The sequence below is a fragment of the Paenarthrobacter sp. YIM B13468 genome (genome assembly GCF_042788025.1).
Lineage (GTDB): Bacteria > Actinomycetota > Actinomycetes > Actinomycetales > Micrococcaceae > Arthrobacter > Arthrobacter aromaticivorans.
Map to the genome: position 1 here is coordinate 39,367 of NZ_JBHZPI010000008.1, position 13,911 is coordinate 53,277.

At 62.4% G+C, this 13,911-nt stretch carries 13 protein-coding genes and 1 pseudogene; 7 read left to right on the plus strand and 7 right to left on the minus strand.

Annotation, left to right across the window (positions count from 1 at the left end):
- Positions 1 to 2 precede the first annotated feature (2 nt).
- Positions 3 to 938: a lipid II:glycine glycyltransferase FemX gene (locus tag ACFX4T_RS09485; RefSeq protein ID WP_377651586.1), complete on the plus strand. Its 936-nt coding sequence runs from the start codon at positions 3 to 5 to the stop codon at positions 936 to 938.
- Between the two features lie 161 nt (positions 939 to 1,099).
- Here the strand turns inward: ACFX4T_RS09485 and glpX are convergent, their stop codons facing one another.
- A complete protein-coding gene (gene glpX / locus ACFX4T_RS09490) occupies positions 1,100 to 2,122 on the minus strand; it encodes a class II fructose-bisphosphatase (protein WP_216924934.1) in 1,023 nt (340 codons plus the stop codon).
- Between the two features lie 200 nt (positions 2,123 to 2,322).
- On the opposite strand from glpX, the gene ACFX4T_RS09495 reads away from it, so the two are divergent.
- The 3 genes from ACFX4T_RS09495 (at position 2,323) to ACFX4T_RS09505 (ending at position 5,209) form a co-directional block, all read left to right on the plus strand.
- Entirely contained in the window at positions 2,323 to 3,006 is a 684-nt protein-coding gene (locus ACFX4T_RS09495) for a DUF4245 domain-containing protein (RefSeq protein WP_308169339.1), read from the plus strand.
- 73 nt (positions 3,007 to 3,079) lie between these two features.
- Complete coding sequence (locus ACFX4T_RS09500; RefSeq protein ID WP_216924933.1) at positions 3,080 to 3,694, plus strand: carbonic anhydrase; 615 nt, start codon at positions 3,080 to 3,082, stop codon at positions 3,692 to 3,694.
- A gap of 87 nt (positions 3,695 to 3,781) precedes the next feature.
- Positions 3,782 to 5,209: a class II fumarate hydratase gene (locus ACFX4T_RS09505; protein WP_377651587.1), complete on the plus strand. Its 1,428-nt coding sequence runs from the start codon at positions 3,782 to 3,784 to the stop codon at positions 5,207 to 5,209.
- Between the two features lie 191 nt (positions 5,210 to 5,400).
- Here ACFX4T_RS09505 and ACFX4T_RS09510 read toward each other — a convergent pair.
- The 3 genes and pseudogenes from ACFX4T_RS09510 to ACFX4T_RS09520 form a co-directional block, all read right to left on the minus strand.
- Positions 5,401 to 5,877: pseudogene (locus tag ACFX4T_RS09510) on the minus strand (NUDIX domain-containing protein).
- Positions 5,878 to 5,882: 5 nt separating this feature from the next.
- Positions 5,883 to 6,035 carry a hypothetical protein gene (locus tag ACFX4T_RS09515; protein WP_377651588.1) on the minus strand — a complete coding sequence of 51 codons (153 nt, stop codon included), beginning with the start codon at positions 6,033 to 6,035 and terminating at the stop codon, positions 5,883 to 5,885.
- Between the two features lie 133 nt (positions 6,036 to 6,168).
- On the minus strand, positions 6,169 to 6,714 hold the full coding sequence (locus tag ACFX4T_RS09520; protein WP_223948381.1) for an A24 family peptidase: 546 nt from the start codon (positions 6,712 to 6,714) through the stop codon (positions 6,169 to 6,171).
- Positions 6,715 to 6,776: 62 nt separating this feature from the next.
- Here ACFX4T_RS09520 and ACFX4T_RS09525 point away from each other — a divergent pair, with 62 nt between their 5' ends.
- Positions 6,777 to 7,595 carry a hypothetical protein gene (locus tag ACFX4T_RS09525; protein ID WP_377651589.1) on the plus strand — a complete coding sequence of 273 codons (819 nt, stop codon included), beginning with the start codon at positions 6,777 to 6,779 and terminating at the stop codon, positions 7,593 to 7,595.
- A 137-nt stretch (positions 7,596 to 7,732) separates the two neighbouring features.
- The gene (locus tag ACFX4T_RS09530; protein ID WP_377651591.1) at positions 7,733 to 8,377 is read left to right on the plus strand and encodes a GNAT family N-acetyltransferase; all 645 of its coding nucleotides are present in this window, start codon (positions 7,733 to 7,735) and stop codon (positions 8,375 to 8,377) included.
- A 180-nt stretch (positions 8,378 to 8,557) separates the two neighbouring features.
- On the opposite strand, the gene ACFX4T_RS09535 is transcribed toward ACFX4T_RS09530, so the two are convergent.
- Together ACFX4T_RS09535 and ACFX4T_RS09540 are read right to left on the minus strand one after the other, a co-directional pair.
- Positions 8,558 to 9,919 carry a PhoH family protein gene (locus ACFX4T_RS09535; protein ID WP_254186370.1) on the minus strand — a complete coding sequence of 454 codons (1,362 nt, stop codon included), beginning with the start codon at positions 9,917 to 9,919 and terminating at the stop codon, positions 8,558 to 8,560.
- Positions 9,920 to 10,183: 264 nt separating this feature from the next.
- The gene (locus ACFX4T_RS09540; RefSeq protein WP_223948379.1) at positions 10,184 to 10,990 is read right to left on the minus strand and encodes an isoprenyl transferase; all 807 of its coding nucleotides are present in this window, start codon (positions 10,988 to 10,990) and stop codon (positions 10,184 to 10,186) included.
- 108 nt (positions 10,991 to 11,098) lie between these two features.
- Between ACFX4T_RS09540 and ACFX4T_RS09545 the strand changes: the two genes are divergently transcribed.
- The gene (locus tag ACFX4T_RS09545) at positions 11,099 to 11,740 is read left to right on the plus strand and encodes a hemolysin III family protein (RefSeq protein WP_223948378.1); all 642 of its coding nucleotides are present in this window, start codon (positions 11,099 to 11,101) and stop codon (positions 11,738 to 11,740) included.
- On the opposite strand, the gene ACFX4T_RS09550 is transcribed toward ACFX4T_RS09545, so the two are convergent.
- A complete protein-coding gene (locus ACFX4T_RS09550; RefSeq protein WP_377651696.1) occupies positions 11,733 to 13,850 on the minus strand; it encodes a thioredoxin domain-containing protein in 2,118 nt (705 codons plus the stop codon). The two genes, ACFX4T_RS09545 and ACFX4T_RS09550, sit on opposite strands and share 8 nt — an antisense overlap.
- Positions 13,851 to 13,911 lie beyond the last annotated feature (61 nt).

Genomic DNA, 13,911 nt, shown 5'->3' on the forward strand with positions numbered 1-13,911 from the left:
GCGTGGACTTCTTTCTGCAGTCGCCCGCTTGGGCTGCCGTCCAGCGCTCGCTCGGCCGCAGGGTCCATGAGCAGTCAGGTCCCGGATGGAGCTTCCTCGCGATAGAGGAAAAGAACCCGGCGGGCAAAGTCATCTACGCCCCCTATGGCCCCGTGGCAAAGTCCGTGGACGCCTTCGACGCCGCGACGGCGGCCCTGGTGGAATTGGCGAAGAAGGAACGTGCTGTCTTCGTGCGCATGGAACCTGTATCAGCAGGCTTCACAGCGTCCGAGGCCGATGCACTCCTCCGTGCCCGTGGCCTCCAGCCAGCGCCCGTGAACCTGCAGCCGGAGTTGAGTTGGGTCGTGGACCTTGAGGGCGATTTCAAGGACGTTCTTGGCGGAATGAAGCCGACCAACCGGAACCTGTACCGCAACATCCACAAGAAGGGCGTGACCTTCCGGGCATCCCAGGATCCCGCGGACATCAAAATTCTCCTGCATTTCCTGCACCTGACGGCAGCACGCAACGGCTTCAAGCCACAAAGCGACGACTACCTCACCCAGGTGGCTGAATGTTTGCTACCGTCCGGCGCCGGAACGCTGTTCATAGCTGAGCTCGAGGGCGAGCCGATCGCCGCCGCTTTCACCTACGATTCCTCGGACACTCGCACTTATGCCCACGCCGCACTGGATGACACGCACCGCAAGCTCAGCGCTGGTATTCCGCTCCTGGTCAACCTCATGGCAGATGCCAAGGAGAAGGGCCTGAAGCACGTGGACCTCTGGGGCGTGGCCCCTGAAGACCAACCGGACCACAAATGGGCAGGCTTCACATCCTTCAAGAAGTCCTTCGGAGGCCGCGAAGTAGCCTACCCGGGAACATGGGACCTCCCAGTCAACAAACTCCGCTACGGCGCCTACCAACTGGCCAGAAAGCTCCGCGACAAGCTCCGCTGATCTTCACCAAGAGCGCGCAAGCGGAACCGCGGCACAAACGCATCGGGACAGCGAAAAGCGCCCTATCGCGTCAGCGGCATCAAATCGACGAGGTACGAGGAGATAGCCGCAGAGCGATGGGGCGCTTTTCGCGTCAAAAGGCGCGTTACGCCTAGGAAGTGTTACGGCTTGCGCGCGTAGGTCTCCCACTTGGATGCGTGGTGCTCAGCATCAACGAAGCGCACCGTTCCGGACTTCGAGCGCATGACGATGGACTGCGTCAGCACGCGGTCCTTCTGGTAGCGAACGCCGCGGAGGAGGTCGCCGTCGGTGATGCCGGTGGCTGCGAAGTAGCAGTTGTCCGAGGTGACGAGGTCGTTCGTGGAGAGAACGCGGTCGAGGTCGTGTCCGGCGTCGATTGCTTTCTGCTTCTCATCGTCCGACGTAGGCCACAGGCGGCCTTGGATAACACCGCCGAGGGACTTGATGGCGCAGGCGGCAACGATACCTTCTGGGGTTCCGCCGATGCCCATCAGTGCGTCCACGCCGGTTCCGGAGCGGGCTGCGGCGATGGCACCTGCGACGTCGCCGTCCATGATGAACTTGGTGCGTGCACCGGCTTCGCGGATTTCTTCCACCAGGGGGCGGTGCCGGTCGCGGTCCAGGATCATGACGTTGAGCTGGTTGACCTTGACGCCCTTGGCCTTGGCGATCAGGTGCAGGTTCTGCTTCACGGGGAGGCGCAGGTCCACCATGTCGGCAGCTTCGGGGCCTGTGACCAGCTTTTCCATGTAGAAGACCGCGGACGGATCGAACATGGAGCCGCGTTCTGCCACAGCCAGGACGGCAAGGGCGTTGTTGATGCCGAGGGCGGTCAGGCGGGTTCCGTCGATGGGGTCCACGGCGACGTCGCACTCGGGACCGGTGCCGTCACCAACCTGCTCGCCATTGAACAACATGGGGGCTTCGTCTTTTTCGCCTTCACCGATGACCACGACGCCATTGAAGTGGACGGTGTGAAGGAACGAACGCATGGCGTCGACGGCGGCGCCGTCTGCCTTGTTCTTGTCGCCGAAACCTACCCAGTGGCCACCGGCAATTGCCGCGGCCTCGGTGACACGGACGAGTTCCAGCGCCAGGTTGCGGTCGGGTTCGTCGGTGCCGACGGCGAGCGACGGCGAAATCGTGGAATACTGCTGGGTCATTGGTGCAGGAGACACTTGAACCTCTTCTTCGAGTGACGATTCACGGGACCGGACACGGTTGCACGAGGCAACCTGGGCTCCCTCTATGAACGATCATAGTCGCCGCATGCGTTTGGAGTCGCTGGATGACCACGGCCGGCAATTCCCGCGGTGAGGTTCCCGGTTGTGTGTTCACAGCCGGGATGAGGGACTATGGAGGTGTGAGTGAAACGCAGGACAAGCCCGCTGCCGGCAACCAGCCCAAGGCTGCAGAGGCAAACCCCAACGGCGCCCCGGACGCCATGGATGCCCCTTATAAACCCGTCATTCCGGCAAAAGCGGCCAAGCGCGCCAATGCCTCGGTCATTGGCATGATCATTGCCCTGGTGCTGTGTGTCCTCGCATTCCTTCCCATTGTCTTGATGAACCCTGCACCGAAGGGCGAGGGCTTTCGGCCCCCCGTTGACGTTGCTTCCATAGCCCGCAACGCTGCCGATGTGGCGGGATTCACACCCGTCACGCCGGAAACCGGCGACACATTCAAGCCGAACTACGCCCGTTGGGAATCGGGCACCGGCACGGGCGTGCCCACCTGGGAGGTTGGCTACCTGACTCCCAAGGAAGCCTTCATCGGCCTTACCCAGACCACCAAAGCGAATCCCACGTGGGTGCTGCAGCAGACTGGCAACATGCCAGTAACCGGCACCCGCAACGCCGGTGGCCAGGATTGGGAGCTCCACGATTCCGGCAAGGACAAGCGCAGCATGGTGCTCAACTACCGCGGAACCACCATCATCCTGAACGGCACGGCGAACCTTGAAGAGTTCGCCACGCTCGCCGCCGCCGTGGTGAAGTCCGCGGACCAAGCCGCTGCGGCTTCCGAATCTGCAGCGCCGTCCTCATAAGCACACCAGCGCAATAGGCACACGCAGCGCAACAGTTTTACGGCCCGCTACCTCCGGGCCGTAAAGTAATCAGGTGCCTACATATCTGACTCCCGCCCTTGCCTGGCGCCGCCTCCAAGAGGGCAACGAACGTTTTGTTGCCGGTGAATCCCTGCACCCGAACCAGGACGCGTCCCGACGCTCATCACTCATCGAGAACCAGAACCCCTTCGCTGTCATCTTTGGCTGCTCCGACTCCCGCCTCGCGGCCGAGATTATCTTCGATCTCGGGTTGGGCGACGCCTTTGTGGTGCGCACCGCAGGCCAGGTGATCGACGACGCCGTCCTCGGTTCCCTTGAATACAGCATTGCTGAGCTCCGCGTTCCACTGATCGTCATCCTTGGCCACGACAGCTGCGGAGCCGTGACGGCTACCAAGGCCGCCGTGCAAACCGGAGAGATGCCTGCGGGGTTCATCCGCGACCTCGTGGAACGCATCACCCCGTCCGTACTGACTTCCCTGCGCAACGAACAGGAAGACGTCAACGACATGGTGGTGGAGCACGTCAAGCAAACCTCAGCGAGGCTGGCCGACAGCTCACGTGTGATTTCGGACGCCATCGACGACGGCCGCGTGGCTGTGGTGGGCTTGTCCTACAAGCTCGATGAAGGCCGTGCGGCCCTCGTTTCCGGGATCGGCAAGCTTTAGTGGACCGTGCTCCGGCCTCCGCGCCGGAGCACGTAGCACTCCCTCCCGGGTTTTCGATGCGACCCCCAATCGCCCTAAGCTAGCCCCATGACTTCCACCACTGAGTTCCGTATTGAACATGACACGATGGGCGAAGTTCGCGTCCCCGTGAACGCCCTGTACCGCGCCCAGACGCAGCGTGCTGTGGAGAACTTCCCTATCTCCGGCAAGACGCTTGAGCGCACTCACATCGAAGCCCTTGCACGCGTCAAGAAGGCCGCTGCACTGGCGAACGCCGAACTGGGGGTGCTCGATGGTGAGCTCGCCGAGGCAATCGCCGCAGCTGCCGATGAGGTAGCGACCGGCAAGTACGACGGCGACTTCCCGATTGACGTCTTCCAGACCGGCTCTGGCACTTCCTCCAACATGAACACCAACGAGGTCATCGCAGAGCTCGCTTCGCGTGCCCTCGCAGCTGCGGGCAGCGACAAGGTGGTCCACCCCAACGACCACGTGAACGCTTCGCAGTCCTCCAACGATGTGTTCCCGACTTCCGTTCACGTCGCCGCCACCTCTGCCCTGATCAATGACCTGATCCCGGCCCTGGAATACCTGACAGCATCCTTGGACCGTAAGGCCGCGGAGTTCAAGGACGTCGTCAAGTCCGGCCGCACCCACCTCATGGACGCCACGCCGGTAATGCTCGGCCAGGAGTTCGGTGGCTACGCCGCCCAGGTCCGTTACGGCATCGAGCGCATCAACGCAGCACTCCCCCGCGTCGCCGAGGTCCCCCTTGGTGGCACCGCTGTTGGCACCGGCATTAACACCCCTGCCGGCTTCCCGGAGCGCGTCATCGAACTGCTCGCAGCCGACACCGGCCTGCCGCTGACAGAAGCCCGCGACCACTTCGAAGCACAGGCAAACCGCGACGGCCTCATCGAGGGCTCCAGCCAGCTGCGCAACATCGCGATCTCCTTCATGAAGATCAACAACGACCTCCGCTGGATGGGTTCCGGCCCCAACACGGGCCTCGGCGAAATCGCCATCCCGGACCTCCAGCCGGGCTCCTCGATCATGCCGGGCAAGGTCAACCCCGTTATCTGCGAAGCCTCCATCATGGTGTGCGCCCAGGTCATCGGCAACGACACCGCTATCGCATGGTCCGGCACCAACGGCGCCTTCGAATTGAACGTCGGCATCCCCGTCATGGCCGCCAACCTGCTCGAGTCCATCCGCCTGCTGGCCAACACCAGCCGCGTGATGGCCGACAAGATGATCGACGGCATCACCGCCAACGTCGAGCGCGCCCGCTTCCTGGCTGAGGCTTCCCCGTCCATCGTGACCCCGCTGAACAAGTTCATCGGTTACGAGAACGCCGCAAAGATCGCCAAGATCGCCGTCAAGGAGGGCCTGACTATCCGCCAGGCTACCGAGAAGCTCGGCTTCGTCGGTGAGGGCGAGGGCAAGGTTTCCGAGGCAGACCTGGACAAGGCACTGGATGTCACCACCATGACCTCCCCTGCGCACAAGGCTTAACTTCTGGCTTAACACCCAAAGCACGACGACGGCCGGCACCTTTCACACGAAAGGCGCCGGCCGTCGTCGTACCCGGGTTGTACACCTCCGGCCGAAAAGCCCCAGCTGTACACAAACTCAACTCTCTTTTGCGCTTTCTCGGCTGACCACCCTCACGGCTGAAACTCCGGCCGACGCCGGCGCCAAATAGCTTAGTCCTCCACCTGGTACGCCACGGGGCCTTCGGGCTCCGTGGCGAGCCTGATGGCCTGAAGGTTTCCCTCGCTCATGTCAGGCAGTTCTTCCAGGCCGAACCAGCCAACAGCAATCGATTCGTCATCGTTTACCTGAGCATTGCCGGAGACATACCTGCAGCGGAAGGTGATGTCCAGGAAGTCGCAAACGTCGCCATTCGGAAAGGTCACCGGACCTACAACGCCGACGCCGATGATCCGCTCAGTTTCGGCCACAACCGCAGTCTCCTCGAAGATTTCCCTGACCAGTCCGGGAGCGGGATGCTCGCCCGGTTCAAGGATGCCGGTGATCACTGTTCAGTGGTGATTGTCCGCCCTTTGGCAGAGCAGCACCCGGCCATCGTCGTCGAAGACTACTCCCCTGACCGCCGGCAACCATAGCGGATCATTCCCGATCTTCTCCCGTAGCTTGAGGATAAATTCGGGTGCGCCCATTGTTGTCAGCTTTCCTTCAATTCGATCGTGGCGTGTGAGTTGCTCAACGTGAGCACGCCGTCGTCGACGTTCCATTGAACAGGCTGCTCAAAGAGCTTGACGGTCCAAGCCTCGGCCATGGCGACACCCGGCACAGGCCAAAAGCTACCCCTCTGCACAGCAGCCCCCTCCAGGTGTCTTAAGCGCGTCAAACCATCTGGGCTAAGCATGCCGCAGCCTGGTGAACCCGCAGAATACGGGAAGCGTTGCAGTTCGGCCGCAGTTGGTCCCGGGCGGGGCGACTTGGAAGAATCACGCAGGCAAAAGCACCATGCTCACCAAGGCTCCTGCCAGCATGAAGGGCCCGAACGGGATAGCCGAACCCAGCGTGCCGCGCCTGGCCACAAGGATCACCAGGCTCCACAACCCGCCGAGCAAGAAAGCAGCGAAGGTGCCCGCGAAGACATGGGCCCACCCGAGGTAGCCGAGGTATAACCCAAGGACTCCGGCCAGCTTCACGTCGCCGAACCCCATACCAGGTGGATAGACCAAACGAAGCAGGAAGTAGAACAGCCACAGCACGCCGCCACCGGCCAGCACTCCGAGCCCGGGGATACCGAACAGCGAGGCATCCAGCCCAGCATCGGGGCCGCCAACAAACACCAGAACCGCAGCGCCCAGCAGCAGGACCCCGCCCACCGCGTAGGAGGGAAAGACGATCCGGTTCGGCAGCAGATGGCTCCGGATATCAATAATGGTCAGGCGCACCGCCATCACCAGGAAATACGCGCACGCAAGAACCACCAGCCAGAAGCCCAGCGGGCTGGCGTCCCAGAGGTCGGCGAGTCGTCGGATCACCCTGCAGATGCTATCCCGAATTGGTCCAGAGGCCGGGTTGAACGCGTAGGTAAACTGTGGATATGGCGCGCTACAGTGCAGGTGGATCAGGTTTCGGACCGGACTTCGGATCTGGTTTTGCGCCAGCTAACGGGCATGGCGGCCAGGCACAGGACTTGTCCTCCACATTCCGCAATCTCTGCCGCTCTTCACCGTGGAAGTGGACGAGTCTCCGTTTCGAATACCTCGAACGCCCTGGGACTGGCGCCAATCTGGTCCGTGCATGGCTGAGGCGGCCCGGCGCGCTGCGGCTGGAGACTCCTGACGGAAAGCTGCTGCACAGCACCACGGGCATCAACGATTCCCGTGACGACCTCTACGTCAGTGCCACGCGACGCTCCTGGTTACTCCCCGCCCACTTGGTGACCCCGGTCTATGATGGCGCTGGCTTGGTCCGAAGGCGCCCCGAGGCGGCGTACGGTGAACCGTCCTTTGGCAACGGACGGCTGGCTGCAGCACTGGATCCGGTGGAACTTGCCGGCAGTGCGCCCGTCCCGCTGGAGTTCCCGGATTCCAATCCCGTGTCCCTGGAGGAGCCCCGGGAAATAGATCATGAGGGACGGTTGGCCCTGGAGACAGTGGTTACCCGTGGCCGAACCTACGTGCCCTTGGATCCGTCCCAACCGTTGGCCCATCCGGGGCGTACGCTGATCCGGGTGGATGTGGGGACGGGCGTCTGCGTCGCCAGTCAAAGCCTGGACGGCGATACGGCCGGCAAGGGTCATTGGCTGAAGATCCTGGCCGTTGACGAATACATGCTGGACGATCTTTTCCTTGCCGAGTCAATGAACCTGACCGACGTTCGGCGCCATATCTCCTGGGACATAGGCCCCGCCGCCTGACCTTCCAACGATCCACGAAACGTCGTGAACCCGCTATTCCTTGGTTGGCCAACAAAGTGATAGCGGGTTCACCACGCAATAGGCTGTCACCAGCTCTGTGACTCGCATGGCCTCGACAGCCGGGCTAAGCTACGGCGATGACATCGCTGGCAGACATCTGGCCCCCGTTCGGACTTACCCTCACCACCTCGAGGCTTACCATCCGGCCCGTCCTGGATGAGGACATCCCAGCCGCGGTAGCTGCCGCCCGTTCCGGTGTCCACGAGCCCGGCAAGAGCCCGTTCAGCACCCCGTGGGCAGAGCTCCCGGACGACGAGCTCGCCCCGAACATGGCTCAGTGGTACTGGCGCTGCAGGGCAAATTTCGCCAAAGACTCCTGGACCCTGCTCTTGGCAGTATGGCAGGACGACGAATTCCTTGGAGTCCAGGACCTCGGCGCCAAAAACTTCAAGACCCTGAAGACAGTGAGCACAGGATCCTGGCTCAAGCAGTCCGCGCAAGGCCGCGGCATCGGCAAAGAGATGCGTGCCGCCGTCGTAAGCTATGCGTTCGATTACCTGCAGGCGGAAGTGGCCGAATCCGAAGCCGCCTCCTGGAACAAGCAATCGTTGGGCGTCTCCCTGAGTCTCGGCTACGAACTCAACGGCCTCGTCCGCGACGGCTGGGGCGAGAAAGTCGAAGAAGTCCAAAGAGTCCGCCTTACCCCCAAAACCTTCAACCGCCCCAACTGGACCCTAAAAGTCCACGGCCACAAAGGGCTAGCCAGCTACCTCGGGCTCTGAACGGCGACTAAACCGCTGGCCGAGCTTCGGTCCTTCGCAGAGGAGCGCATCGCGACGCAACGGACCCGGCGAGGTCGCCCAGCGACCGAGAGGGTCCCTTTGCGCCGTGTCTAAGCGACGGCGAAGGGCCGTGGCCCGGCTAACCGGACCACGGCCCTTCACACTAATCGAACGTTAGATCTACGCCCCTTCGAGCAGCTCCGTCACCAAGGCCGCAATCGGCGACCTCTCGGACCTGGTGAGCGTGATGTGGCCAAACAGCGGATGCCCCTTGAGGGTTTCGACGACGGCGGCCACGCCGTCGTGCCGGCCGACTCGGAGGTTGTCGCGCTGGGCGACGTCATGGGTGAGAACGATCTTGGAGTTCTGGCCGATGCGGCTCATCACGGTCAAGAGGACGTTCTTCTCCAAGGATTGTGCCTCGTCCACGATGACGAAGGCATCGTGCAGTGAGCGTCCTCGGATGTGGGTGAGCGGCAGCACTTCGAGCATGCCGCGGTCCATGACTTCTTCCACGACTTCCTGGCTGACCAATGCACCGAGTGTGTCGAAGACAGCCTGTGCCCAAGGGTTCATCTTTTCCGATTCAGACCCTGGGAGGTATCCCAGTTCCTGGCCGCCTACGGCGTAGAGGGGTCGGAAGACGACCACCTTGCGGTGTTCCCGGCGCTCAAGGACGGCTTCGAGGCCCGCACAGAGTGCCAGCGCGGATTTGCCGGTGCCGGCTCGCCCACCGATGGAGACAATGCCCACTGCGGGATCCATGAGGAGGTCGATGGCGAGCCGTTGTTCCGCCGAACGGCCATGGAGCCCGAAGACGTCACGGTCACCCTTGACCAGGCGGACCTGTTTGTCGGCCCCCACGCGGCCGAGCGCCGAGCCGCGGTTGGACAGGAGGACAAGACCGGTGTTCACGGGAAGTTCAGCGGCGGCAGGGATGAAAACGGGTTCGTGGCCGTAAAGCGTGGCGATTTCCTCTTCGCCGGCTTCCACTTCGGCCATGCCGGTCCAGCCTGAATCCTTGACGAGTTCGTTGCGGTATTCGTCTGCGTGCAATCCCATGGCGGATGCTTTGACGCGCATGGGAAGGTCCTTGGACACCACGGTGACGTTGTGACCCTCGTTTGCCAGGTTCTTCGCTACGGCCAGGATGCGGCTGTCATTGTCCCCGCCCCGGAAGCCTGCGGGAAGGACTTCCGTGGAAATGTGGTTCATCTCTACCCGGAGCATGCCTCCGTCGGCGCCAATGGGTATTGCGTGGTCCAGTCCGCCATGTTCGATTCGGAGGTCATCCAGTAGCCGCAAGGCTTTGCGGGCAAAATACCCTAGTTCGGGATCGTGGCGTTTGCCTTCCAGTTCGCTGATGACCACGATTGGGACGATGACTTCGTGCTCGGCGAATCGCAGCAGTGCGTGCGGGTCTGAGAGCAAGACGGACGTATCGATCACATAGCTGCGGCCCACTGCAGACGATGCTGTCCGTTCCCCCGATGAAACCCGTTTGGCGCGAGAGGTAGCTGCACTTTCCCCGTCAGAAACCATTGTGGGCAGTTGCTCTGAAATAGCCACATCGACTCCAGCCCCGGGCGGTCGCCCGGCCTAATGGTGAAGCGGCTCGGCCGGGAGGCCGGGCGTGGCCTCCCATGTAACTGGTGCGATAGTTCGCTCCATCTACTGGCCTCCCCGATCAGCGGGCGGTTTTGCCTGCTGATGGGATTAACGTAATCCCGGACACATTCATTTCCGCAATCCTTCGTCGGCAAGTCGCATGTCCGGATCGTTAAATTTCGGTGAACCGGCCCGCTTCTAGGAGCCGAAGCGACGCTGCCGGCCAGCGTAGTCACGGAGGGCGCGCAGGAAATCAACCTTCCGGAATGCCGGCCAGAGGGCTTCGCAGAAGTAGAACTCGCTGTAGGCGCTCTGCCACATCAGGAATCCGGAGAGCCGCTGCTCACCGGAAGTGCGGATGACCAGGTCCGGATCCGGCTGGCCGCGCGTATAAAGGAACCTTGAGATGTCGTCCACCGAAAGTTCATCTGCGACGTCGGACATGGTCCGCCCCTTGGCGACGGCGTCGCGGAGGAGTTCCTTCACGGCATCGACGATTTCACGCCGCCCACCATAGCCGACTGCCACGTTCACATGGATTTTTTCATGGACAGGGGTCCGGGCGGTCAGCTTGTTCAGGCGATCGGCGAGGTAGTCCGGGAGGAGCTCTGGCGCGCCCATGGCATGCACGGAGACGTCCTCATTTTCATCCAGCCGGTCCATGGTGTTGGCGATGATGCCCATGAGCAGGTCAAGCTCTTCGCCGGAGCGGTTCATGTTGTCCGTGGAGAGCATGTACAGCGTCACTACTTTGACGCCAAGCTCCTGGCACCAGCCGAGGAACTCGTGGATTTTGTCGGCGCCGGCCTGGTGCCCCTGGCTGGTCGGCGCGTTGAACTGACGGGCCCACCTGCGGTTGCCATCCACCATGACACCGATGTGCCTGGGGATGCGGTCCTGCTTCAGGGAGCGAAGGAGTTGGCGCTCGTAGAAGCCATAGAGGAAACCGGGCAGCTCCACCGGACTTTCACCTGACTTCCTTGCTCTTACGACGACGGCGCACATCCAAGGCTACCTTCCCGAGGTGCCTCGCAGGTGCATGGCCGGGTCGCATTCACATCCAACCAGAGTTACTTTTCAGTAACTTACCGAAGCGTAGGTTACTCTTTAACGATGGCCGAGCTGCTCACTATCAAGCCCGCATGGCGTGGTTGGATCCACGCCGTTGCCGCCCCCTTCGCCCTCGCTGCCGGAATCGTCCTGGTGGCGCTTGCCCCCACAGCCGACCGAAAAATCACCTCCACGATCTATGCGGTAACAGGCGTCCTCCTCTTTGGTGTCAGCGCTGTTTACCATCGCGGAAACTGGTCCCCGAAGACCCGGCTGGTGCTCAAGCGCCTGGATCATACGAACATCATGTTGGTGATCGCCGGAAGCTATACGCCGCTGGCTTGGTCGCTTCTTGAACGCTCTCAAGCCGTCACGTTGTTGTGGATTATCTGGTCCGCGGCCATCGCCGGGGTGCTGTTCAGGGTGATTTGGACAGACGCTCCTCGTTGGTTATATGTCCCGATCTACATTGCCTTGGGCTGCGGGGCACTCTTTTACCTCCCCCAGTTCTTTGCGGCGAATGCGGCTTCTGCCATCCTCATCTGCGTGGGCGGCGCGCTATACATAGCCGGCGCGGTCTTCTATGCCATTAAGAAGCCAAATTTCAGCGTCCAACACTTTGGGTTCCACGAACTCTTCCATGCGTTCACTGTCCTGGCGTTCGCGGCCCACTTCATCGCCATCATGATGGCTGTGCTCAGCTAGCGCCTGGGGTCATTCGCGCCAGCATCGATTGCACCTCGGCAACGGTCCCCACAGGCCTTTCGCACACCATATCCCGGCACAAATACACTTGTGGCGAGCCGTTTGGCGCACCCGTGCGATGAATCAGCAGCGGAACCTCGCCCTCACCAGCCGGGGACGCGGCGTCGTCCTCTTGCAAGGCGACAACGAGCCCCGGGCTGGCGGACTTCAAAAGCGCGCCGTGCAGTTCCTGCCGCAGGGATGAGTCGGGACCAGCGACGGCGGCCTCCACCGGGCCGGCCAGCGCCGCTTGCGCCGTGGCCAGGAGCCAACCGGCAGCGCGGGGCGCGCGCGTGGCCAGTGGAGGAAGCAACCCCAGGATGTTCCCGGCCATGAGTCGGTGATCGTGTGAGCCTGAATATGCGGAATACGTCAGCAGCACTCCGGCAAATCCGGCAGCGCCGCTGGGGGCAGCATTGTCGAATGGATCAAGGGCGGCGCGTTGGCCTTGGGCGTTGAAGACCTGCGCAGACTCCCCGGCTGAATCGGCAAGGTGTCCGTTCTCTACAAAACGCGCTTCCGCGGCCCGAATGAGTTGTTCCGCCAAGCGGTACCAACGCCTTTTGCCCGTCGCGGCATACAGGGAGAACAGGCCCTCAGCGCAGAATGCGTAATCTTCCAGGAGTCCTCCGATCCCCCGGGCCTTGGAATCGTGCGAGACCCGGATCAGCAGCCCTTGCTCGGCATCCCAATGCACGTCCTCAAGGTACTCAGCGACGTCCTGTGCGGCAGCGACGAGGTCCGGTCTGTCCAGCACCGCTCCGGCCTCGGCAAGCCCCGCGATCGCGAGCCCGTTCCAACCTGCCACAACTTTCTCGTCCCGGGCAGGCTGGTTCCGGAGATCGCGGACGGCCAGGAGCGTGGGCCTGACGCGGCGCCACAACGTGGATTCGGAAGCCGAAAGGGGTCGTCCGGGATGCAACGGAGATCCCAATTCCGAAACCGTTCCCTGGTCACCGATGTTCATCATCCGGGCCACCGCCTCGGCGTCATCTGGCCCGAGGACTTCCAGCAAGGACCCGGGAGTCCAAAGGTAGGCCGCACCCTCATGGTGCACGCCGTCCACCACGGTGTCGGCGTCCAATGATGAAGCCAGTCCACCGCTAGGCAGCCCCAGTGAGGCCAGCATCCAGTCCGCGCACCTGGATGCTGTCTCCGCTGCCTCCTCAGCGGAGAACACCTCATTGCCTCCAAGCCGCACCCAGTGGGCGTAGACACGCAGGAGCTGGGCATTGTCGTAGAGCATTTTCTCGAAGTGCGGCACCGACCAATCCGCTGTGACCGAATAGCGGGCGAAACCGCCGTCGAGCTGGTCGCACAAAGCGGAACGTGCCATCCCGGCCAGCGCCCGTCCAGCCATGTCCCGCGCATCCTTCGCCGTCTCCGACGGTGCCGCTGCGTGGCGGATCAGGAACTCAAGAACCGCCGACGGCGGGAACTTCGGGGAGCTGCCAAACCCACCGGCGTCGGGGTCTTCAGAGCGAGCCAAAACCCTTACGGCATCCGAAAGCAGTTGGGCATCAAGTACCTCGGGCGGCCCATCAAGGCGAACGGCAGAGGACAGCTGAGCATTGGCCATGTTCGCGGCGAGCCCCCTGGCGTTCTGTTCAACAGCTTCACGGCGTTCCATCCACGCCTCGTGGACCGCCTCAAGTACGTTCCGGAAGGAGGGGCGACCAGGCAAAGGAACGGGCGGGAAATAGGTGCCTGCATGGAACGCGAGGCCCTCGGGAGTCAGGAAGACGGACATTGGCCAGCCACCTTCGCCGCTGATGGCCTGCGTGGCCGTCATGTAGACGGAATCGACGTCCGGGCGTTCCTCGCGGTCCACTTTGACGGGCACGAAGTGGGCATTCAGGTAATCGGCGGTTTCCTGGTCCTCGAAGGATTCGTGGGCCATGACGTGGCACCAGTGACAGGCCGCATATCCGATGGAGAGGAAGACCGGAACGTCACGGGCAGCAGCAAGCGCAAAAGCTTCATCCCCGAACGGAAACCAATCCACCGGATTGTCCTTGTGCTGCAGGAGATAGCTGCTGTAGGCGCTGGCAAGTCTGTTCACATTTTCCATCATCGCTCAGAGCCGCGTCAGCGGCCCAGTGAGCTGATGACGCGGCTTTGAGCCCCAACCC